This window comes from Marivirga aurantiaca (genome assembly GCF_016679925.1).
GTDB classification, from domain to species: domain Bacteria; phylum Bacteroidota; class Bacteroidia; order Cytophagales; family Cyclobacteriaceae; genus Marivirga; species Marivirga aurantiaca.
This window is the reverse complement of record NZ_JAEQBW010000001.1, coordinates 12787-34417: the sequence shown is the minus strand read 5'-3', so window position 1 is coordinate 34417 and position 21631 is coordinate 12787. Positions and strand designations below refer to the sequence as shown.

The window sequence follows — 21631 nt, the reverse complement described above, 5'->3', positions numbered from 1 at the left end:
TATATTAATTAACATAATTAAATAATTGTGTAAAACTAATCGCAACAATGAAAATTAGCATCGGGATTGATATTGGAGGAACGAGTACGAAATATGGAATTGTAAGTCCGGAAGGGAAGGTGCTTTTTCAAGGATCTATTCCTACTCAAAGTGAAGCGAAATTTGAGGATTTCATTAAAATTTTAGCCTCTGAAATTAAAAAAGGCCTCGATCCTAAAGAACATAAGTTATTAGGCATAGGTGTAGGCGCCCCAAATGCCAACTATCATAAAGGTACAATTGAACATGCTACCAACCTTAGGTGGAAAGGAATATTACCATTGGCCAACAGTCTGGAAGATGAATTTCAGGTACCGGTAGTGATTACCAATGATGCAAATGCTGCTGCTGTAGGGGAAATGATATTTGGTGGAGCTAAAAACATTAAAGATTTTATTGTGATCACCCTTGGCACAGGTTTAGGAGCAGGCATTGTAAGTAATGGAAAAATAGTGAATGGTGCCCATGGCCTGGCTGGTGAATTAGGTCACACTACAGTTAATTATGTAAACGGACGTTTTTGCGGTTGTGGCAAAAGAGGTTGCCTGGAGACTTATGTATCAGCAACCGGCATTAAAAGAACTGTTTATAAATTATTGGCAGACCATACAGAAGATAGCGAGCTCCGTTCAGTAAGTTTTGATGAATTAAGTGCCGAAATGATTACCAAGTATGCCTTAAAAGATGATTTTATAGCAAAAAAAGCATTTGAGTATACAGGTAGGATTTTGGGTACCAAATTAGCCGATACAGTTGTTCACTCTGATCCTGAAGCCATATTTATATTTGGTGGTTTATCACTTGCAGGCGATTTAATATTTAATCCCACCAAATTTCATATGGAGAAGCATTTAATGCCTGTACTAAGAGGTAAAATAAATATCATTTCTTCTCAATTGCAAAATCAATCCGCTCCTATTATTGGAGCCAGCAGCCTTGTAATTGATATGATAAATGAAAAGGAGTCAGAAATATTTGGAAATTAATGAGTTACTGATTCCATAACTAAATTCATCTTTCAGATCATTCTGTTGCAGGAAGTAATTTAAAGGTTTCAGGAAAACTGAACATTTCTGGCTTTTCATTGGAAAATCTTATATCACTAATTTCTGCTTCTCCCACCTTATCCTGAATTCCTTCCCTGCTAGTCCATTTCCAAAATTCCAATTTTCCGGCCACAAATGTAGTATCTACCATTTCATAATCGCTGTATGTAACAGCATGCAACATATTTTCCGCTCCATTCACAGTTTCAGCAGCCAGAATCATTATGTTCCCTAAAGCTTCCATTAATTTGCTTTGTCTATTTTGATACACCATAAACCACTCACTAGGAAAATAAATAGAATCAGTGGCAAAAGAAACCTTTACTGCCGTAGTAGAATCTTGATATAGTGGTAGTCTTTCGGGCTGTCCCCACCTTGTATAATCATGGGCTAACTTAAAGGGAGCAAGTGCCAAATACTCCCAGACTAACACATCAAACCTGGCGTTTGGATAATCCGCTGTATCCGGACTCAGGTATACTTCATCTCCATCATAGAGCACACTGCTCCCATCAATACGTGCTAATTTCACTTTAGAAGAATTTGTTTTCGAGTAAATAGTGGCATTCAATTCTTCCTCTCCTTCTAAAGTTAATTTTAGATCAAAAACTATGACCTCATTCTCCATGAAATCATCAAAATTATGGTAATTGAGCATTTGCTTCACCATTGAAGGCATATCTGCTCTTTTCTGATAATCGGGCAAATCATAGCTAAATCTCTCCTCTTCTTCAAGTGGAGGCTCTTTTCTTTCACCGGATGTACATGCTGCGGAAGTTAAAATAAAAGCGCTGAAAAAATATATGGCAAATTTCATATCTCAATTATTATTAATTAAAAAAAAATTAAATCCAGCTATATAACTGATTGCCTCTTAAATATAATTACTACATAACATCAAATTGGTTGTCCATATCATGCACTGCATTGAGTAAACAATTTAAAAATACAGTTTTTTCTCAGTTCAACTATTACCCCAATAGATTAAGAAATATAATTTATATCCACCTCATAAAATAACCGATCAATTTCTATCTTCGTTGCTTTATATTATTGCCATAATTTCCCCTGACTATGAAAAACGATATTAGTATAAAGGAAGCCGCTATAGATCAATTAGCTGAGTTGGGTTACTTTATTTGGGATGATTTCCTTCCTGCCTCTTCAGTGAAAGAGTTGGTGGCCTTTGCAAGGGGAAACAGGGAAGACGGTAATTTCAAAAAAGCAGGTATAGGAAAGCAAGTGCTTTTTCAGGTAGATAAATCGGTGAGAGGAGACTACATTCAATGGATAGACAAAGATCCCGGCCACCCGACAGTAAAGCATTTTATGGAAGAGATCAGTGCATTGAAAGACTACATCAACCAAAGCTGTTATCTTGGGTTAAAAGATTTCGAAACCCATTTTGCCATTTATCCTGAAAACACTTTCTATAAAAGACATGTGGATAGATTTCAACAAAATGCACATAGGGTGCTGTCTTTTGTGCTTTACCTCAACATTAACTGGCAAAAAGGTGATGGTGGCGAATTGGCACTTTACCTGGACAATGAGAAAAAATTAATTGATCCCATTGCTGGAAGACTATTATTGTTCCGAAGTGAACTTGAACATGAGGTTTTACTGGCCCATAAATCCAGATTTAGTATTACAGGCTGGATGCTTGACAAAGACATGAGTCTTACCTTTTTGCCTTAGTACATATATTTTCACACTCTTTACTTTCTTGGAATAGCATATATAGCTTCCTGCCTGCCATCTATATAGTAGATTTTCTCTCCATCAAAAAAAGCTTCTTCTTCCAGCATAATTCGTATTTCCTTTTGCCACTCAGTAATAAAAACAGCTGCATTCAATTCTATTGAATAAGCAGTATTTGGGTATAGCGGATAATCACCTGAGCCAGCCACACCGCCTTGCTGATCCCACATACCAATAGTGGGGCCAGCTGCATGGCCATGAAAACCAATGGGGTGGGTATAAATTGTAGGTTTCAGTCCCTCCTCTTTAGCGGCTTCTAAAGCCAATTTCAGTATCTCATTACCTGTACGGCCGGTAGTGAATTGATCGGTTAAATGATCCTGTACTTTTTTGCCTTTTTTAAATGCCTCCACCAAATATCCGGGGACTCTTTCTTCCTCCGGTTTAAGCACATAGGCATGTTGTTGAGTGTCAGTATTGAGTCCCAAATAAGTAATACCAAAATCCACATGAAGCAAATCTCCCGGCATAATAGTTTGCAAATCAGGTCTTTTGCTAAAGCTTCTCAAATGGTCAAAATTCTCTGGATCGGCTCTTTGGATATCCACTGTAGGATGAAACCATGTTTCAAGCCCCAGATTGTTGATTTCCTGTCGGTACCACCAAACCAAGTCATCAGTAGTTGTATGGCCGGGCACTATGGCCTCCGTAGAAAATCCTCTGGCTATGATTTGATGAGCTATCCTGCAAAGGTTTTCATACAAAATTTTCTCTGTGGCAGAGCGGGTTTCCAGCCATGCAACTCCTAGTTTATCAGCTGAAACCACTGATTCTTGATATTGAGCTGGTAAATTCTTCATAAACAATTCATATTCGGTTTTATTAATTCCATCAGCCAGGGCAAATGTTTCCGAATAATTCAATCCGATTTTTTTGGGTTTCCTCTCTTCGATGAGTTCCATTAAGCGCTTCCATTGATCCGGCTGCATATCCGAATTCCAGGCTTTCTTAAAAACCGCTCCCACATCATATTTAGCAATAGCAAAAGTTTCCAGAGCGTTACCCGGCTCCTCCTGATAGATCACTAAAATGGTTCTTCTTCTGGCTGAAATCCATGTGGAAGGCAAGAAGGTTTTTAAAATGGGATCTTCATTGTACTCACGGGAAATAATCACCCACATATCAATCTCAGTCCTCTCCATTAAGCCAGGCAAAACTGTCTCTATTCGCTCCTTTAGTACTGAATCCTCAATGGCCGCTCGTTCTTTCAGAGGCAGGATCTGATCATATTGCCCCAGGGCAAAGAAAGAGCTTAACAAAAGAATACTACTGGCAAAACAGATTTTATACGGACTCATAAATAAATAGCTTTAGCTGAAATAGATGTGTTATAACTATGATAATAAATGCAGTTTCTTACTCACTATACTCTGTTAATACGGTATAATTCGTCAATTTTCCATTTTTATCATAAGATTCAGTTCTAACCGCTCCCACTTCCCTGGCAATCCATTCTACATTTTTTGTTTCCCGAGTAGTTCCCATCGCATCAAACTTAATGATAGCGTTGATTTTATAAGTGTCATAAGTTCCTGCAGGCACTGTAATGCTTTCTTTGTCCATAACTTTTCTGTCAGTCATCCGCACACCAAACTTCATTGTCATAGGCCCTGAAATGGTCATGTTCATGGCACCATCTTCCAGATATTGTCCTACTTCAAGAGATTGTGGAATCTGAAGGTCTTCGAAATCCATTTCTACTTCCATTTCTTTAAAAGATTCCATCATTTCCTGTGGCATATACTGGGCCATGTCCATTTTGATCACGCCATCCTCACAGGCAAACTCCACTTCCTTTTCCATCTGAAGTTTGTCTTTCTTATCATATGAACTTAATAGCACCTTTGCAGATAACGAATTACCTGATTCACTTATGGAAAGAATGTGAAAGGTTTGTTTTCCCTGGTATTTATCTTTGGAATTGTAGCTGGCAGTGGTCCATTTCTTGCCTTCTTTCAATAAAAAGTAAGGATTGCAATCAGATTGGGCAAAATCTTGATGAGGCAACAAGACCATTGCACTAAGCAAAATCACAGTGAGAATAATTTTCATTTTTTTAGTTTTTAGATTCTCAACTAAAGTAATGAATTTTTGGGATTCCCGCCTTATTCACCAAACACTTTCCTGATATTTCAATGCTATGTTCTCTTATGTTTGTTGTTGTACTCGATCACTTTTTCCTCCATCTGTCGATATACTGTTGTTTTCAAAGTAACAATATCTTTATTGGTAAGCCCTTTAGCGCTTACTGGAGGCATAATTTTCACTTCTACTTTTCCGGGCTTCATCAACAAGCTTCCGGGCTTCATCAATTTACCTGCTCCCAATACTACTATAGGTATAATTTTGGCTTGTGCATCAATAGCAATTCTGAAAGCTCCATCATAAAAACGTTGTAATGGTTGATCCGTCCTATTCATGGTTCCCTCTGCAAACACTAAAATAGATCCTTCTTCCTTTAGTACTTTATTTAATCGGTTGGTACTTTCCTGCCGGCTTTGAGGGCTGGATCTGTCTACCACTTCGGTAACAGCCCTGATAATAAATCCAAATATTGGGATTTTCTTTAATTCCTTTTTTGCCAATGCTTTAAAAGAACCTACTGCCTGGGGCATGGCCACAGTATCTAAAAAGGAGGTATGGTTCACTACGAATATGTAATTCTCCCCTTTTTTAATATTTTCTTTTCCCTCTATTTTAAAAATAATCCGATTGAAGAAGCTAAAAATCAGAGACCATAATTTGATGGCCTTAAAGCTAAGATGGTAGCCCCCTTTTTTAATTAATGGTGGAATGATAAAAAAGGGAAATAATATTATCATGAAAACATGAAATATAAATAGTGCCCAAATAGTATATAATATCTGAAAAATTTTCTTCATTCAACTAGAATTTTTTTTAAGTCAATAATAACGAATTACAAAGATGCTGAAAGTTTTTTAAACATTTGGAGTGGGAATTTACATTCATTAAAAGTTAAAATTTATATAGACAAAGAAGAGAACTTATCAATAACCATAACCAGAGCAATTATTACTCATCAATTTTAATCAATTGATGAAGGAAGAGGACGCGTTTTACAAGATAATTAGAAACCCTATTTTTAAAATAAATTATATCCTGTAATAAATTCAGATAAAATAAGTACTAATGAAGTAAACAATAAAATGACAGAAGGAGAAAGAGAATCAATTTTTAAAGAATGGGTCGCGCAATACAAAGCACTCCTATTTAAAGTGGTTCGGGCATATGCTTTTAATACCGAGGACCAGGATGATCTTTTTCAGGAAATAGCAATTCAGGTTTGGCAATCTATCCCATCTTTTAAACAAGAAGCTAAAGTGTCCACCTGGTTGTACAAGGTGTCACTAAATACAGCCTTGAGATGGGTAAAGAAAACTAATAAATACCAAAGTAATTTAGACAGTATTGATGACGAAATGCCCATTATTGACAAATCTGAACATGCTGACGAACGTTTAGACTGGATTTATGAAAAAATTTCCAGAATGGATAAAGTAGATCGCTCATTGACTTTGCTTTTACTCGATGGCTTCGGCTATAAAGAAATGTCAGAAATATTGGGAATTAAAGCATCAAACGTAGGGGTTAAAATCCATAGAATTAAAAATCAACTCATTAAGGAATCTAAAAATTATGCAAGCCATGGAATTTGAAGAAATGACTAGAATATGGAATCAACAAAACAAACAGACAATGTTTACAATAAATGAAAAGGAGCTTTACAACCGCATTCAATCTAAGTTAAAAGGAGCTAAACGAATGAACAACCTTAATGACTTTGGCTTAATTGCTATTTCATTATTTACCTCAGTGATGGTTTTAGTTATTAAGGCCACTAACATCTGGAATATTGTTACAGCCATTGTATTAATATTAATTACTGTGTTCATTGTTGCCAACAGATTGAGACGAGTAAAAAACAATAAGCAATTTGACCTCTCTTTACTGGGTGGATTAAATCATGCAATCGAGAATATAAATTTTGAGATAAGACGGTCAAAAACCTTCCTGCTTTGGTTTCTCATTCCGCTTTCCATTCCCTCTTTCATGAAATTAGCGCAAAAAGACACTTCAATATGGATCTGGCTGGCAATAATAGGTGCATTCCTACTCTCCTATTTCGTCACCCGTTTAGGACTTCAGAAAACTCTCCTCCCCAAGAAGAGAAACTTAGAGATATTAAAAGAGAAATTATTAGAAAACCCTCAGCATCAATGATGTGGAATAGCTTAAGAAAACAAGTACAAAACGGACTATACCACCGAGAATACATTTCAGGAAGAATCAATGATTAAAGCAGTTTTGTGATATTCGGACATTTTATTCCGAAGCAAATACATGACAATATTATAACCAGTAAAAAAACTATAAATATGAAAACTCTATATCTACTATTAATCACTTTAATACTTAGCAATTTTTGCTTTGCACAGGATTTTACCGGAAAATGGAATGGTATTTTAGATGCACAAGGCACACAAATTCCTCTTATTTTCACCATTGAAAAAACAGACAACGGATACCATGGTTCTTTTGACAGCCCAAAACAAGGCGTTAAAGATATTTCTTTTACTTCAGTTACTGTAGAAGATAAGAGCATCAGGTTAGATGCCACAAATATTGGAGCCTTCTACAAAGGTGAACTTATTGCTGATTCCGTAGTAGGCACATGGAACCAGGGCGGTGCATCGCTTCCACTAAACCTCTCAAGAAAAGAATTAAAAGAAAGCAAGCCTAACAGGCCGCAGGAACCGCAGGGTTTACTACCTTATAAGTCGGAAGAAGTGAAGTTTTATAATAATATTGACGAAATCACGCTTGCCGGCACACTTACATTACCTGAAAATGCTGAAAAAAAACATCCTGTAGTCATTCTGATTTCAGGAAGTGGTCCTCAGAACAGAGACGAAGAGGTTTTTGGACATAAAACATTTCTGGTGCTGGCAGATCACCTAACACGAAAAGGAATAGCTGTACTCAGATATGATGACAGAGGAACGGCTGAATCCGAAGGAGATTTCAGCAATGCCACCACTGCTGATTTTGCCACTGATGTATTAAGTGCAGTGGAGTTTTTAAAAAGCAGGAAAGACATCAATATCAAACAAATAGGACTCATTGGTCATAGCGAAGGAGGTATTATTGCTCCCATGGTTGCCAATCAGTCGGAGGATATTTCTTACCTGATTTCATTGGCTGGAACAGGCATATCTGGCAAAGAGCTCTCCCTTATGCAGTCGAGAAGTTTAAACACTATGGAAGGCAATGATAAAGAGGCCTTTTACCTTTTTAATAAAAAATTATTAGAGATTGCTACATCAGATGAAAGTACAGAAGAAAAGCGCAAGAAAATGATGAGCCATTTCGAAAATTCAAAGGAAATGATCAAAAAGTCATTACCTGAAGGAACAAATGTTGATAATTTCATTTCTCAACAGATAAGTTCTGCTTTATCTCCATGGGCGCAATATTTCTTTCAATACAATCCCTCCAAGGAATTTGAAAAAATAAAAATACCGGTACTCTCCTTAAATGGCAATAAAGATGTTCAGGTGGACGCCACAGTGAACCAAAACGCTATTCGTGAAGCATTAAAAAAAGCTGGAAACAAACAGTCTACCATAAAAGAACTGGATGGTTTAAACCATCTCTTTCAGGAGGCCGAAACTGGTGCTATAAGTGAATATGGTCTGATTGAACAAACTTTTTCACCTGTTGCCTTGAATGAAATCTCCGAATGGATTTTAAAAATAAATCAGAAATAACTTATGGGAAAATGATTAGGCTTCTCATGAAATTCATGTTGCAATAAATCAATCTTGATCAGCTTCAAAAGCACATAATAAAAAAATGGCCCGGTGAAAACCTCAAAAATCAAATTTTCACCGGGCTTCTTATTCAATTTCAGGTCTTGCTTGTCAAAATTTAATTTTACTTTCCTGTTGTTTGGTTTTTGAACACTAAGCCATCTTAGCGAGAATACATCATAAATCCACCCCAATAATAAGGATGATTATATTCCTTCAACATAGCAAGTTGCGCTTTACGAAAAGAGCCTGCCACATCCCTGGAATTGAGCCTGTTTTGGTAAAAGCTGCTCATTAATTTCTGAGTAGCCGTATCATCCACTTTCCACATACTCATCACCAATGATTGCGCCCCGGCCACAATAAAGGCACGTTGCAAGCCATAAACTCCTTCCCCTGCTTTTACATCTCCTTTGCCTGTTTCACATGCGGACAAAACCACCATTTCCGTATTCATCAGGTTTAAGTTAATGGCTTCATATGCTGTTAAAATACCGTTATCCTCCTGATTAAACGATTGCCCACTTCCACTGGCTTTATCTCCACTGGCACCTGTTAATAAAATACCAGATCTCAACAAGGGATTCTGTTGGATATATTGGAGTTGAATACCCATTAGGTTATCCTGAAGATTCTGATCCTCAAGAAAAAAACCATGACTGGCCACATGCAAAATTTTAGGAGATGCAACCTTCTTCAGATTGGATTCGGTAGCATTTTTTTGCATATACTGCTGAACCGTGACCTCTTTGGAGAGAAATTTTGAAATATTTTCTATCTCCTTTTTAGTGCCAGGCAGCTGGCTAATGGTTTCACTATTGAAAGCTGGATCACCAATCAGAAATGCTAACTTACCGGATTGATTTCTCTCCTTATTATCAAAAAGTATATCATTCGGATGTCCAATGTATCTTATATCCACATCCTGAATAACATACTTTCCATCCGGCTTCTGAATAGTATTCAAATTTAACTGATTATAAATCCCATCAGGGGAAATAAACACCTTTCCTGAATTGCTAACAATGCTTTCCATAGGCTTCCAAAATTGATCATAAGAGTATTGATCATCCAGCTTTTGCTTAATCACATTATTATAATAGGCATAATATCTACCTTCCAACAGATCCCCATCTGTTTTAACCACAACTGCAGGAGTTTCCTGGTTTTTTCTCATTGCAATAAAAGCATATCCATTTTTAGCAGTAAGTGATTGATCAAATAAAGGATATTGAATAATTTCAATTAACACATCGGTTTCCTCTAAATTCTCCTGGATCAATTGGTAGTCGAAGTTCTGATTTTCAAAAGCTTTGGAGAAAGCATCTGACTGGGCAGAAAGTTGTTTTTCAGAAGTATTGGTTGCTCTTTCAAGTGAATCCACATTGAACGACTGTTCCTCAATCTCTTCCTTACTAAGTGCATAAGCATTGGCCAATTGGCGTTTTTGATCGATCCATTGTAGGTATAACTTTTGTAATTCCGGATCATCTTCATTAAAAATAGCATTTTGAAGAGCAGTGGAGGAAGTCAGCAAAATGCCTTTGGTGGCCAATCTGTATCGCATCAATTCACTTAACAATTCCGGGTTCTCCCGGTGCTCAGACAAAGCAAAGTTGTAATATCGAAAGAATCTTGGCTTTAGTTGTTCCCAATATTTGGTTTTCTCAGCCTCACTTAGTGCCGGAAAATACTTTTTGATAAAGTCAAGGCTGGCGCTCATTACCATTTTATAATAACTTTTGGCAGGCTCAATCTCCTTATTCTGCCAATACCAAAGCGCCATATCTTCCTGGCCCTGGATTACCTTTGGATGTGTTTTGGTCAATTTTCTTTCCTTAGTATATAATGCATCTTGCAAAAGCTTCTTTGCCTTCTCATTCTCTTCCAGAAAGCGATAAAGGTTGCCCAGGTCCGATTGCGTTTCAGCGGTTGTTAAATGATTTTCCCCAAATTTACTTTTATAGATATCCAGGGCAGTTAATAAAGCCTCTTCCGCTTTGTCATACTCCTTCTTTTCCACATACAATGCAGCAAGGTTAGACTGCATATGGGCATAATCAGGATCAGATTTTTTACCGAGCTTCGCCCGTGATGCCTGGAGAGTTAAGGCCTTATTAAAGGTTTCCTCTGCCTTCTCCAGTTGTTTATTTTCCTGTTCTAATATGGCTTGGTTAGTCAGAAACTGCAAATAGGTGCCATTATTTTCTGAAAGCCCTTCTTTTGCGACACTCACACATTTTTGTATGAGTTCCAAAGCCCTGTCACTACGCCCCATATATTGATTGAGAATTGCCTGGTTATTCAGGAAAATAGCGAAGGGTAATGAATTTTCTTCTCCTGTACGATTGAGTTTTTCAGCTAGTTCTTCCGTAAACTTTTCTGCTTCCAGGTAATTGCCCATATTGATCTGAAGGACCAAATAATTATTTAACTCTGCTAAATATCCTATACTTTCATCTCCCTGCAAATCTAGCCATCCTTCTTTGGCCAAAGTTGTGAACTCTTCCGCTTTTGAGAACCTCCCCATATCGCTATACAAAAGACCAAGAATCCCGATGGATTTATAATAGTTGGGCTCACTGGTCGCGTTGAGTTGCTCATAGCTATATTTAGCTGAATTCAATGAAGCCTCCGCCATAAACATATTGCCCAAGGAGTAATTTAACCTGCCAAATTCATATACGTCCCTGGCTTCATCCAAATCAGATTTTGGTTTGTCATCCTGAATAAGAAAACCGGCAGCCCTTACCAGTCCTTCGCCTTTTTGTTTGTTTTCAAAGGATGCGGTTTTATCCAGAAAAGCAATTGCATAGTTAAAAGTAAGTGTATCAAAACCCTCCCGTCTCTCTTCCGCTTTTTCAGATAATTTGTTTTTGAGTACTTGTTCAGCCTTTTTCTTTAATACCGAATTTCCAATACCGAATTGACTGAATGCAACAACAGAATATATTAGGCAGAAGAAAACCACCAGAATTAATTTTTGCATAATTTACTTTTTATAATTTCAAAGTATTAATTGTTTCACCTAACTTTAAACTAAACATTCAATGATGAAATAAATAGTATTTTTCAATTATAAAGATAGAAAAAAATCGTACGAATATAAGATGGTGTTAAAGTGATACAGATGAAAAAATTAAGATTTCCTCAGATTGTTCCCGATTATAAAAACAAAGAAAGAATAATACTGAGGGACTTTCTGGCTTTGGAAAGAACCACACTGGCTAATGAAAGAACTTTATTTGCCTATATCAGGACGAGCTTGTACCTCATTCTGGGTGGCATAGGCTTTGTCCAGTTAAAGGATTTCGAAAATATCAGATGGCTGGGTTTTTTCTCTTTTGGATTGAGTTTCCTACTCATTGTCTTTGGTTTATTGCGTTTTTACAAATTACGCAAGCGACTAAGGAAGTTTTATAAAGAAAAAGACCTGGACGATATCGAATCCATTAAGGAAAAATTGAATGAGAATTGAAATTAACAGGAATTCAAACATTTTATCGAACCCTATGGAAATCAGCAGTATCTGAATATTCAAACATAGAAATTTGATTAAATATTCGTTCCAAAAAACAATGTGAATCAGTCATTGTGTTTGTACCTTTGCCAATTAATTGAGAAAATCGAGTTATGTACCCAATCAAAAGAATTTTAATCGGTTTGGACTTGTCTGAAATGGACAGCACCATGATCGAGTTTGCAGATTTCATATCAAAAACTTCAGGTGTGGAGGATATTTATTTTGTGAACGTCATCAAAAATCTTCAGATTCCTAAAGATGTATTGAAAGAATTCCCCAATATGATTACTGATGTAATCAAAGAAAGAAAAACAAAAATGGAGCAAGCTTTAAACAGCTTCATTGACAACGACTTCAAACCAAAGGCTCATTTCGAGGTATTGACAGGTAAAATTGCTGATAGCATATTGAATTTTTCCAAAAAAGAGGACATAGACCTAATCGTAATGGGCAGAAGAGAAAAGGCAGCGGAAAGTGGCTCCCTTTCCCAACGTCTGGCCAGAAGAGCTGCCTGTAGTCTGCTTATCATTCCCGAAGGCACCAAACCTACCATGGATAAAATATTGGTGCCAAGTGATTTTTCCGACTACTCTGTATTAGCTCTGGAAGAAGCCATTGAGATAGCTGTAGTAAACGACAGGAAAACCGAAATCGTGGTTCAGAATGTATATACAGTACCCACAGGATATCATTATACAGGAAAAACTTACGAGGAATTTTCCCAGGTAATGAGGAAGAATGCCGAAAAAGATTATAAAAATTTCATTAATCAAATAGATACCAAAGGTATCAAGTTAAAAGCGGTGTACTCGCAGGACACCAATGATGATGTGACTACTGACATGTTGGACAAAGCACGTGAAATAAAAGCAAATGCCATTATCATTGGTGCTAAAGGCAGAACAACCACTACTGCATTCTTTTTGGGAAGCATCACTGAAAGATTGATTCAGCTGGATTCTGATATTCCATTGATGGTTGTCAGGCCAAAGGGGAAAAATGCCGGCTTTTTGGAATTTATTAAAGAATTGTAATGCGAGCAATTATAGAAAAGTTTTACGATAAATTATTTGCAGACAAGGAAGACTCTGAAGAAGTGCCTTATGCCAATAAGAAATTTATGTTTTGGTTTTCTTTAATCAGCTTCGCTATAGTTTTATTTTTTATTATTAAAGACGTTGTCAGGAACATCCAAAATATTTAAGCCGGTTCTATGCAACATATTTCCCTTGCTGATCTTAATCTACTCATAAAGGACACACTACAAACCAAACTGGAACCCTCCTACTGGATTGTAGCTGAAATTGGCGAATTACGCCTCAACCAGAACGGCCACTGCTATTTGGAGTTTATTGAAAAGGAAGAAGCAGGCAACAAGCTGATGGCCAAAATCAAGGGCACCATCTGGTCATATAGTTACCGGAGCATTAGCGCATGGTTTCAATCTATTACCGGGGAACCTCTTAGGGCAGGCATCACTGTTTTAGCCAATGTTCAGGTACAGTTTCATGAAGTATACGGATTAAGTCTCAATGTGAAAGATATTGACCCGAATTTTACTTTGGGGGAACGGGCGAGAAAAAGACAGGAAATTATTGCAGAACTACAGGCTGATGGTGTATTTGAAATGAACAAAACATTGTCATTGCCACTGGTGCCACAAAGAATTGCTGTTATAAGTGCAGAATCAGCCGCTGGTTATGGTGATTTCATGAACCAGATTGAGATGAACGAGTTTGGCTACCGCCTGAAAAGCCGCCTCTTTACTGCCACTATGCAAGGCGACAAAGCCGCACAAAGCATAGTAAATGCGTTACTGCAAGTTCATCATTTGGCATCGGAATTTGATGCAGTAGTTCTCATAAGAGGTGGTGGTGCCCAGGTAGATCTGGATTGCTTCGATGATTATGAGCTAGCCTCCCATGTTGCACAGTTTCCTTTGCCTATTTTCACCGGGATAGGTCACGAACGTGATGAAACCATCTGCGATTTAGTGGCTCATACCTCTTTGAAGACGCCCACAGCTGTAGCTGAATTTCTGCTGAGAGGAATGCGACAATATGAGGAAAAGATCAAATTAACCACACAAAACATCTTAGCCATTATTAATGAAAAGGTTGAGAAAGAGCAATATCATCTTAAAGAGCATCAGCACCGGTTACGCTATGCCATGAACAAACATTTCAACAAAGCTGGAAATCATTTAGATCAGGTTTGGCAAAAATGGCAATATGCTATTAAGCAAAAGCTCAACAAGGCTAACAATCGCCTGGAAATGATTGAGAAAACATTGCAGTTGGTCAATCCCGAGAATATTTTCAAAAAAGGCTATTCCCATACAAGTGTGAATGGTAAAAATATCAATCATGTATTGGTGCAAATTGGAGATGAACTTAAAACAGTAAGCTCAGAGCAGGTTATTTTGAGTAAGGTGAGTTCGGTTAAGGATACTGAAAGTAAGGAGTAGGATTTTAGACTTCTATTTAGGCTTCTTATGAAGAATAAATTTTCATTTAAAACTAGATTAAATTATTTTATTAAGGGTATACAGGAATTAAATTCGCCTATAAACCCTCGAAAAATAAGAATTTTGCTCAATACTGAGGTTTTCACTTAAATTTCAAACCTCTTAAAAACATATTTTTCTCCTTTGTTTTGATACAAAAGAAACAATGCCAAAGGCATCCCTTCGGGGAAAATCCCCGCTGTTGCGGGACAGGCAAGACAAAAAGATGCTCCCACGCTGCAATTCAACGCGCTCCCCGCCTTTTTGTCGGCCAGCCCGCCCGATTATAGCAAAGATCATTTAATTTTTGAACATTGAGGCCTTTAACAAGAGTACCCTATTCAGCTTTGATCACCAAAAACTTCATTAAAACGTCATCCCGGAAATTCATGAAGCTTTAGCGGAAGGTATTATCCGGGATCTCTATTATTTCCACTCTATAGATCGCTAAAGATGTACGAGACGTTCTTTTATTCCACTCCAATTTATTTAAAAACCAGATACTGCTTTAGAATTCTATTATTTTAATCGCAGGTTTTCCATATATTCATCCTTTAAAAATAGAAAAGAGATGGAAAATACTACCACTTGTATTAACTGTGAGCAAGCAACAGTTGGTAAATTCTGCCACAATTGTGGCCAAAAGCAAGGAGTTTCAAGGCTAACCTGGTCCACCGTATTTGGTGAACTTCAGAAAAGAATGTTTGGCTTTGACAACAACTTTCTGCGAACAATGAAGGATTTAACCATCCGACCGCATGTAGTAATTAACTCTATTATTGAAGGCAACAGAATAAAATATGTGGGTCCTGTAGGCTATTATTTTGTAATGATTACCATTTACATTCTCTTTATGTCAATCATCAATGTGGACATGTCTGAGATGATGGGGACAGTTAGTGGCACAATCAATTCCGATGCTACTGAAAGTCAGGTAATTTTTCAAAACAAACTCAATCAATTTATTGTGAATAATTTCAAACTTATCTCTTTTTTAATGATGCCATTTTTCATTTTTGGCGTCTGGCTAGTCTTTAAAAACAAAGGATATAATTTTTTAGAAACTTCAGTGATTAATTTTTTTGGCCAGGCTCATCCATTGTGGGCATCCATAATTTTAGTAATTGTTTATAAGGTCACAGGAGACAGTACTTCCTTTTTGGCAATGTCCTCAATAACTTACCTCTATCTTTTATTCATTATAGCAGCTTTTTATAAAGGCAATAAAGTATGGAACTTCATAAAAGCCATTTTTTCACTTATTTTGGGTTTGGTATTTATAATGTTATTTTCCTTTCTATTAATATTCGTTATAGGGATTGTAAATCCGGAAATGATAAAAGGTTTTGCTAATTAGGTGGCTTTTTATAGCAGGTTTTATTAGTTACTTCTTATATTTCCTTTGTTTTCGGCCATTTCCATGCTTGCCATATTATGGTTGAAAAAATAAATACTTCCACAATATTATAGAGCACAAAAAAACCTTGCCACTTATTACCTATTCCGGAAATAATAATAAGAATAGATATTGCTGCATAGATAAATCCGAAGATGATATTTAGCCATTTATTCATAAGAGGTTTTAAAAAAATGGATAGGAAAATCATCATTGAAGGAATAATCAAAATAATAGAAAAAATAATTAATAGTTCGGGAGTTGTTTCACCTACCGGTGTTTTAAGGCTAATCATGTTTTCTATTGTTCCCGGAGTTTTAAGCTCAAAGTAGTCGGCATATATATAGAGGAACATTAATGTAGTCCAAAGTGAAGCCAGTTTTATTTTAATATTAGACTCATAATTAATAAGTTGGTAAGAGCTTTTTGATTTGTTCTGATTCATAATGTAGATAACTTTTCCAGTAGACGATCCAAAGAAGAATTTGTTGCACTACTAATTCTGACTAATACCAAATTAGCGTATTTATAATCAATTACTTTCGATATTTAAAATTTCCTCTAATTATTCCGCTAAACGCTTAGTGATGGCTCATTGACCGGAAGTAGAAGATAGCTATTGTGATGGTCGATGTACCACCATAGACGTTAAATATACAAAAAAACCATAGACAGAGCATTCAACTCCGCTATGGCTTATATTGTTGGCAGTAGTACTTTATATTTTAAATATAAAACCACTTTTCGTAGTATTACACTGGTATTTCTGTTTTCAATGATTTCTTTTCTACTTATCTTATAATTGGCAAGTACTTATTCCTGTTAGCAACAATTGCCCAAATATTAATTACCATTAATACCAATGCTATTCCAATACCTGCTATATCGTGTGTTAAATGATGAACAAATATGCCTACCATGACTGGAAGAATTACTATTGCTCCCAATGCCCTGGTTTTAGGTATGGCTATTAATATTCCCCCAATAATTTCTATAATTGCCACTAAAGGAAGAATCCATTTAATTGTCATAAACCCACCCATAATTTGTATCATTTCTTCAGACATTTCAGGCATAGGCATATAGTTGAAGAATTTGTTTAGACCTGAATTAAGCATCATTAACCCAAATAGAACACATAAAACTGTAAGAATCTTATTTTTCATTTTCTTTTGATTTTGTTATTAATAAAGCAAAATTAATTATTTTTGATTACCAATTGTTATCAGTTACCTATTGGTAATCAGTTACCTTTAGGTAATCAATTAATGGAAAAAGATGAAAAAAATGGAACATAAAGAGTGTATGTCTGCTTTATTGCCGGTAAGGGATACATTGGATATAATCGGTGGTAAATGGAAGATTTTGATACTAATTTCAATTTGGGAAGGCAATAAACACTTTAGAGAAATAGAGCGGAGCATCCCCAAGTTAAGTACCAAAGTATTGTCTAAAGAGCTGAAAGACATGGAAGAAAATCAACTGATTACACGAACAGTCCTAAACGGTTTCCCGGTCCGAACTGAATACAGACCCACTGAATATTCCAAAACATTGCAAAAAGTCATTTTGGAATTACAACATTGGGGAGCCAATCACAGAAAGAAGATTTTTGGGAGAGAGTATTGAGAATTTGATTCTTTGTTGTGCCTAAGTCCAGTATCAGAAACTTATTTGGTTTTGCGACTGTGAGGCATTTATCAAGAGTACCCTAATCCTCGATATAAACAAAGAATATTGGAGTGAACTATTCGACAGCTTTGTGATTGCCCATATTAGCGGATTATGATTAATTTCGGATAATCAGTACCTTTTATAATGAATTGTAATGTTTTCTCATTTTTTTCAGACTTTCTAATCCATCGTTACTTAAACGTTTTTCAGAATGATATTCAAGCTCCTCGATAACATTTTTAAGTTCAGATTTAGTCATCGATCTATAATCTGTTCTACTACCTTTTCCAGGAGGCTCATCATCTAATTCAGAATCTTCACTATTGCTATCCAGTGTTTCGTAGATACTTCCTTTCCCATGATATTGTGCCCTTCTAAATCCTTCCATGTCTCGTTCTTTTTGGCTAAAAAATTTACGTGGTAAATCCATTTCATAATCAGGGCCAATGCTCATTTCATCAATTTTAGTGCTATTGGAGTCATAAACACTCCTTTGATCGCTAGAAATATATTCTAGCTCGGGCTCTATCTCTTGCCTTTTGTTGTAAAATTTTTCTAAACGCTCCTTACTTACCACAAGCTTAAGTTCTTTTTTCACTTTTTTAGCAAAGTTTTTGGAGTCTTTCACAATGCTATGTTTAGTATCCACTTTATAGGTAAGATCAGCCAGGCTCGAATCTTGGTTAAGTTTTGTTCGAATACCTCCTTCAAATTTGGAGTGACGTTTATTGTGAGCATCAGAAGTCATGTCAGCATTTCTATAATCATCACCTTCATTTTTCCCACCTCTGGCATCAAAAAAGCTTGGTGTTCGATGAGCTGAAGCATATGGCCTTTTTAATTTATGTGCTTTCTTGTAAAAATTAGCAGGTTTAACGTAGTGATTTTTAATTAACATTCTACTTTCTTCTGGAGGAGCATCATTTCTATATTCGGTTTGTCGATTTACTTTGTTGGTTTCCGTTACCCTTCTTCGTTTTATAAAAGTATTAAGATCATCATCTTCTGAAATTGCATCAGATAGGGGCGTTCTTGCTCTTTTTCTGGAATCGTCATATATTTCTTCCTCTTCTTTATATACAGAACCTCCTTGAGTAGTATAGCCATATAGGTATTTTATCGACTCTTCATCACTAATATCTCTTTTTGTTGCTCTTCCTTTTATTTTAGAACTCGCTGACTGAGGTTTTGAGCCCATTTTTTCTTTTTTTAATTTTAAAAAAGCCTGCTTCACGGTAAGTTGATAGTCTATATCGTCATCAATCATGGCTTTAATTTCTTTAAATAGGTACTTTCCTTTAGTTCTATTTTTTTTTGCATGTATTTTTTCCGAATAATAACCTCTATAACGTAATCCATTATCATTCAATAAAAAGCATTGAACAGGTGCTTTAGCCTGGAGCGCTGTTTTTATTGGAAAACTATCAGATGCTATTTTAGATTTCTCCTGGAGAGTACTTTTATTTTGTAGTGCTTTAGCCCCCATCACATCTGCTTCTCTTTCTAATCCACTATCATCATTAATCTCTATTTTACTTTTCTCCGTTGTGGTGCTATTTCCGCTTTGCTCTAATATTTGCATGGTCGGTTTCACCCTCCCCTGCTTTTGCTGTACCACATGCCAAACTTCATGAGGCAGGTGTTTTTCTTGTCCCGGACCTAAATGTATCTCAGATCCCTGTGCGTAGGCATGCGCCTGTAGTTGAGCAGGTTTTCCGGAATTTCGGTGAACCTTCACATCATCCATGGAATAGCCTGACAGATTTTCTACGCCTGTTTTTAAATTATCTGGTAGACCCGTATTGTTTTCCCTTCTACCAGACTCAGAGCTTGCTTTCTTTTGGGGCAGTTGTTGTTGAGCAGCATGGCTGTTTGCTAGCTCCTGTAGTTTTCTTTGTACAATCGCTTCAGGTCGATTATCCGCAAACTGAAAAGTAGGTTCACTACGGTTCTTGCTTTGGGAAGCTGAATTCGCAGCAGCTCGGGTTTTATTTTCCTGTATTTTGAAAGCGTAAATATTCATAATTTACTTTTCAGGTTTTGGTGTGCCTTAACAAGATATCAAAAAATATTTTAAAATTGAGCTATTAAAGTGCCTTTTATAACTTCCTAACCAAAGTTCACCTGAAGTAGGAATTTGCGGTATGAAAAAAAAGGAGGGAGGTGGTATTGCTAATAAAGCCTAGCAGTAGTTAAACACTTTTTCCGTAACATCCAATTCACTATCTCAAAATTAGTTCCTTATTGTAAAATTTAATTGCCCAATGGTCATCATAAGACTGTTTTGGGACAATTTGAATGTTTAAAGTATAAAAAATAAGCAATTTATATTTATTAGTTTTCCATTGATTCTTCAATTCCTCTATCCTTCCGATAGCTTGCGAACTCAATGGATTAGCTATATGGAGGATTGCTGATAGCTATCAAGTAAGAGTAGTAGCGGATTTCAAGGCGATTATATGTCCGCCACCATTAAAGTCTGTCAGGGGCCAAAATGCGCGTTTTTAGCCGTTCAGACCTCATTCCGCTTACATTGTTTTGTCTTCGACTTTATCTTCCATGATTTTTATATCGCTCGTTTCAAGGTGTCAGTTAATTTTGATGGACTTACTTTTGTTAATACTAAAGATTGACAACCGTTAAAAGTTGCGAAAGACTTTATTGATTTTATAAAAGGTTCTAACCATAATGCTATGTCCACATTTTGATTTTCAATGTGCAGATGTATAATCTCAAATTGTTTCTCTTTTCTATGCGCTTTGCAGTCCACTCTGCCTATAAATACATCGCCAAACAAGATGGGTAAACAAAAATAACCGTACTGTCTTTTCTCTTTTGGTGTATAACATTCCAGGCGAAAATCAAAGTCAAAAAATTGTTTGATGCGATCATGATGAATAATCGCATTGTCAAATGGCGATAGAAGGCAGATATTTGAATCGTTTTCACTAAATGCTTTTTGTGCTAAATCACTTTTTATGAACACAGAAGGCATGCCTTCAATATTGACTTTTTGTATTTTGCCTTTCTGAAGCATTGATTCTAATACTTCATTGACATTTCTTCTTACAATTTTTCCCGTCTTCAGGTGGGTAATTTGTTTTACAGTCGTGAATCCATAAGCACGCAGATATGTTTTTACCAGATATTCAGTAAATTCAATTGAGCTTGGTTCTCTTAAGTCAATGTTTTCAGGTAGTACTCTTTCGGTAATGTCATAGGTTTTTTGCATCCCATTTCTTTCACTAATCATCAAATCTCCTTGCATAAAAAGCCTTTCAAGAGCTAATTTTGTTGGTTTCCAATTCCACCAACTCCCTGCTTTCTTGCTTTCACTCTCAAAATCCCTGGCTTTTTTCGGGCCTTCTGCACGAATGGCATCCATTACATATTGCATCACTTTAGGGTCGGCCTTATAGTAATGCGATTCATTCTGTTTGACATCTAACATTTGAGGCAAAGCATAACGAAAATCTTTCATAGGAAGATAAGAGGCAGCGTGAAACCAATACTCAAACACTTTGCGTTCTTTTACCAATTCATCTAAATACGCTGGTTTATAATCCGGTATTCTTGTCCAAAGTGTATGGTGATGTGCCCGTTCAACGACTGACAATGTATCTATCTGTAAGTACCCCAGATGTTCCAATGCATTTAGTACCGCCTTTTTTCCTTTTCCAAATGGCGCTGTTTGTAGCAATCCCTGACTTTCTAATGTGATGCGTTGTAATTGTTTTAAGGTCAATTTTTGATCCAATTTGTTTTAATTTATGCAGAATGATTGTTTAAGCTTCTGACTACCGATAAAAATAGTACAACATATTCACTCAACAAAGTACAAAGCCAAACATATAC

General features: G+C 36.4%; 20 protein-coding genes. 11 read left to right on the top strand and 9 right to left on the bottom strand.

The annotated features are described in order from the left end of the window. The first annotated feature begins 47 nt into the window (after nucleotides 1-47). Complete coding sequence (locus JKA74_RS00175; RefSeq protein ID WP_201429120.1) at nucleotides 48-1025, top strand: ROK family protein; 978 nt, start codon at nucleotides 48-50, stop codon at nucleotides 1023-1025. 37 nt (nucleotides 1026-1062) lie between these two features. On the opposite strand, the gene JKA74_RS00170 is transcribed toward JKA74_RS00175, so the two are convergent. After that, nucleotides 1063-1902, bottom strand: coding sequence for a hypothetical protein (locus JKA74_RS00170; RefSeq protein ID WP_201429119.1), 840 nt, complete (start codon nucleotides 1900-1902; stop codon nucleotides 1063-1065). 257 nt (nucleotides 1903-2159) lie between these two features. On the opposite strand from JKA74_RS00170, the gene JKA74_RS00165 reads away from it, so the two are divergent. Then, complete coding sequence (locus tag JKA74_RS00165; RefSeq protein WP_201429118.1) at nucleotides 2160-2783, top strand: 2OG-Fe(II) oxygenase; 624 nt, start codon at nucleotides 2160-2162, stop codon at nucleotides 2781-2783. 20 nt (nucleotides 2784-2803) lie between these two features. On the opposite strand, the gene JKA74_RS00160 is transcribed toward JKA74_RS00165, so the two are convergent. The 3 genes from JKA74_RS00160 to JKA74_RS00150 all read right to left on the bottom strand — a co-directional run bounded on the left by JKA74_RS00160 (nucleotide 2804) and on the right by JKA74_RS00150 (nucleotide 5728). After that, the gene (locus JKA74_RS00160; RefSeq protein ID WP_201429117.1) at nucleotides 2804-4144 is read right to left on the bottom strand and encodes a M24 family metallopeptidase; all 1341 of its coding nucleotides are present in this window, start codon (nucleotides 4142-4144) and stop codon (nucleotides 2804-2806) included. Between the two features lie 58 nt (nucleotides 4145-4202). Continuing rightward, on the bottom strand, nucleotides 4203-4898 hold the full coding sequence (locus JKA74_RS00155; RefSeq protein ID WP_201429116.1) for a TapB family protein: 696 nt from the start codon (nucleotides 4896-4898) through the stop codon (nucleotides 4203-4205). Between the two features lie 86 nt (nucleotides 4899-4984). After that, entirely contained in the window at nucleotides 4985-5728 is a 744-nt protein-coding gene (locus JKA74_RS00150; RefSeq protein ID WP_201429115.1) for a lysophospholipid acyltransferase family protein, read from the bottom strand. Nucleotides 5729-6013: 285 nt separating this feature from the next. On the opposite strand from JKA74_RS00150, the gene JKA74_RS00145 reads away from it, so the two are divergent. The 3 genes from JKA74_RS00145 (at nucleotide 6014) to JKA74_RS00135 (ending at nucleotide 8635) form a co-directional block, all read left to right on the top strand. Beyond that, nucleotides 6014-6523 carry an RNA polymerase sigma factor gene (locus JKA74_RS00145; protein WP_201429114.1) on the top strand — a complete coding sequence of 170 codons (510 nt, stop codon included), beginning with the start codon at nucleotides 6014-6016 and terminating at the stop codon, nucleotides 6521-6523. 40 nt (nucleotides 6524-6563) lie between these two features. Continuing rightward, nucleotides 6564-7088, top strand: a complete 525-nt coding sequence (locus tag JKA74_RS00140) for a CrcB family protein (protein WP_201429113.1) — start codon at nucleotides 6564-6566, stop codon at nucleotides 7086-7088. Between the two features lie 155 nt (nucleotides 7089-7243). After that, nucleotides 7244-8635: an alpha/beta hydrolase family protein gene (locus tag JKA74_RS00135; RefSeq protein ID WP_201429112.1), complete on the top strand. Its 1392-nt coding sequence runs from the start codon at nucleotides 7244-7246 to the stop codon at nucleotides 8633-8635. A 205-nt stretch (nucleotides 8636-8840) separates the two neighbouring features. Here the strand turns inward: JKA74_RS00135 and JKA74_RS00130 are convergent, their stop codons facing one another. Continuing rightward, entirely contained in the window at nucleotides 8841-11666 is a 2826-nt protein-coding gene (locus tag JKA74_RS00130) for a CHAT domain-containing protein (protein ID WP_201429111.1), read from the bottom strand. Nucleotides 11667-11807: 141 nt separating this feature from the next. Between JKA74_RS00130 and JKA74_RS00125 the strand changes: the two genes are divergently transcribed. The 5 genes from JKA74_RS00125 (at nucleotide 11808) to JKA74_RS00105 (ending at nucleotide 16063) form a co-directional block, all read left to right on the top strand. Then, nucleotides 11808-12155: a YidH family protein gene (locus JKA74_RS00125; RefSeq protein ID WP_201429110.1), complete on the top strand. Its 348-nt coding sequence runs from the start codon at nucleotides 11808-11810 to the stop codon at nucleotides 12153-12155. A gap of 155 nt (nucleotides 12156-12310) precedes the next feature. After that, nucleotides 12311-13234: a universal stress protein gene (locus tag JKA74_RS00120; RefSeq protein WP_201429109.1), complete on the top strand. Its 924-nt coding sequence runs from the start codon at nucleotides 12311-12313 to the stop codon at nucleotides 13232-13234. Beyond that, nucleotides 13234-13404: a hypothetical protein gene (locus JKA74_RS00115; RefSeq protein WP_201429108.1), complete on the top strand. Its 171-nt coding sequence runs from the start codon at nucleotides 13234-13236 to the stop codon at nucleotides 13402-13404. The genes JKA74_RS00120 and JKA74_RS00115 overlap by 1 nt, the downstream gene beginning before the upstream one ends. A 9-nt stretch (nucleotides 13405-13413) precedes the next feature. After that, nucleotides 13414-14667, top strand: a complete 1254-nt coding sequence (gene xseA / locus JKA74_RS00110) for an exodeoxyribonuclease VII large subunit (RefSeq protein WP_201429107.1) — start codon at nucleotides 13414-13416, stop codon at nucleotides 14665-14667. Between the two features lie 610 nt (nucleotides 14668-15277). Continuing rightward, entirely contained in the window at nucleotides 15278-16063 is a 786-nt protein-coding gene (locus JKA74_RS00105; RefSeq protein ID WP_201429106.1) for a DUF3667 domain-containing protein, read from the top strand. A 34-nt stretch (nucleotides 16064-16097) separates the two neighbouring features. Here the strand turns inward: JKA74_RS00105 and JKA74_RS00100 are convergent, their stop codons facing one another. Beyond that, nucleotides 16098-16547 (bottom strand): DUF6326 family protein, encoded by a 450-nt coding sequence (locus JKA74_RS00100; protein ID WP_201429105.1) that lies wholly within the window; start codon nucleotides 16545-16547, stop codon nucleotides 16098-16100. A gap of 346 nt (nucleotides 16548-16893) precedes the next feature. Further along, entirely contained in the window at nucleotides 16894-17268 is a 375-nt protein-coding gene (locus JKA74_RS00095) for a DoxX family membrane protein (protein ID WP_201429104.1), read from the bottom strand. Nucleotides 17269-17389: 121 nt separating this feature from the next. Between JKA74_RS00095 and JKA74_RS00090 the strand changes: the two genes are divergently transcribed. Further along, nucleotides 17390-17731 carry a winged helix-turn-helix transcriptional regulator gene (locus JKA74_RS00090; RefSeq protein WP_236587466.1) on the top strand — a complete coding sequence of 114 codons (342 nt, stop codon included), beginning with the start codon at nucleotides 17390-17392 and terminating at the stop codon, nucleotides 17729-17731. Between the two features lie 184 nt (nucleotides 17732-17915). On the opposite strand, the gene JKA74_RS00085 is transcribed toward JKA74_RS00090, so the two are convergent. Together JKA74_RS00085 and JKA74_RS00080 are read right to left on the bottom strand one after the other, a co-directional pair. Further along, nucleotides 17916-19799 carry an eCIS core domain-containing protein gene (locus JKA74_RS00085; RefSeq protein ID WP_201429102.1) on the bottom strand — a complete coding sequence of 628 codons (1884 nt, stop codon included), beginning with the start codon at nucleotides 19797-19799 and terminating at the stop codon, nucleotides 17916-17918. A gap of 543 nt (nucleotides 19800-20342) precedes the next feature. Then, the gene (locus JKA74_RS00080; RefSeq protein ID WP_201429101.1) at nucleotides 20343-21533 is read right to left on the bottom strand and encodes a winged helix-turn-helix domain-containing protein; all 1191 of its coding nucleotides are present in this window, start codon (nucleotides 21531-21533) and stop codon (nucleotides 20343-20345) included. Nucleotides 21534-21631 lie beyond the last annotated feature (98 nt).

Bases quoted from the DNA above. Each gene is read 5' to 3' on its own strand.
- JKA74_RS00155 (WP_201429116.1), bottom strand. From the start codon at position 4,898: ATGAAAATTATTCTCACTGTGATTTTGCTTAGTGCAATGGTCTTGTTG.
- JKA74_RS00175 (WP_201429120.1), top strand. From the start codon at position 48: ATGAAAATTAGCATCGGGATTGATATTGGAGGAACGAGTACGAAATAT.
- JKA74_RS00170 (WP_201429119.1), bottom strand. From the start codon at position 1,902: ATGAAATTTGCCATATATTTTTTCAGCGCTTTTATTTTAACTTCCGCA.
- JKA74_RS00085 (WP_201429102.1), bottom strand. From the start codon at position 19,799: ATGAATATTTACGCTTTCAAAATACAGGAAAATAAAACCCGAGCTGCT.
- JKA74_RS00150 (WP_201429115.1), bottom strand. From the start codon at position 5,728: ATGAAGAAAATTTTTCAGATATTATATACTATTTGGGCACTATTTATA.
- JKA74_RS00090 (WP_236587466.1), top strand. From the start codon at position 17,390: ATGGAACATAAAGAGTGTATGTCTGCTTTATTGCCGGTAAGGGATACA.
- JKA74_RS00160 (WP_201429117.1), bottom strand. From the start codon at position 4,144: ATGAGTCCGTATAAAATCTGTTTTGCCAGTAGTATTCTTTTGTTAAGC.
- JKA74_RS00105 (WP_201429106.1), top strand. From the start codon at position 15,278: ATGGAAAATACTACCACTTGTATTAACTGTGAGCAAGCAACAGTTGGT.
- JKA74_RS00145 (WP_201429114.1), top strand. From the start codon at position 6,014: ATGACAGAAGGAGAAAGAGAATCAATTTTTAAAGAATGGGTCGCGCAA.
- JKA74_RS00165 (WP_201429118.1), top strand. From the start codon at position 2,160: ATGAAAAACGATATTAGTATAAAGGAAGCCGCTATAGATCAATTAGCT.
- JKA74_RS00115 (WP_201429108.1), top strand. From the start codon at position 13,234: ATGCGAGCAATTATAGAAAAGTTTTACGATAAATTATTTGCAGACAAG.
- xseA (WP_201429107.1), top strand. From the start codon at position 13,414: ATGCAACATATTTCCCTTGCTGATCTTAATCTACTCATAAAGGACACA.
- JKA74_RS00100 (WP_201429105.1), bottom strand. From the start codon at position 16,547: ATGAATCAGAACAAATCAAAAAGCTCTTACCAACTTATTAATTATGAG.
- JKA74_RS00140 (WP_201429113.1), top strand. From the start codon at position 6,564: ATGTTTACAATAAATGAAAAGGAGCTTTACAACCGCATTCAATCTAAG.
- JKA74_RS00095 (WP_201429104.1), bottom strand. From the start codon at position 17,268: ATGAAAAATAAGATTCTTACAGTTTTATGTGTTCTATTTGGGTTAATG.
- JKA74_RS00120 (WP_201429109.1), top strand. From the start codon at position 12,311: ATGTACCCAATCAAAAGAATTTTAATCGGTTTGGACTTGTCTGAAATG.
- JKA74_RS00130 (WP_201429111.1), bottom strand. From the start codon at position 11,666: ATGCAAAAATTAATTCTGGTGGTTTTCTTCTGCCTAATATATTCTGTT.
- JKA74_RS00125 (WP_201429110.1), top strand. From the start codon at position 11,808: ATGAAAAAATTAAGATTTCCTCAGATTGTTCCCGATTATAAAAACAAA.
- JKA74_RS00135 (WP_201429112.1), top strand. From the start codon at position 7,244: ATGAAAACTCTATATCTACTATTAATCACTTTAATACTTAGCAATTTT.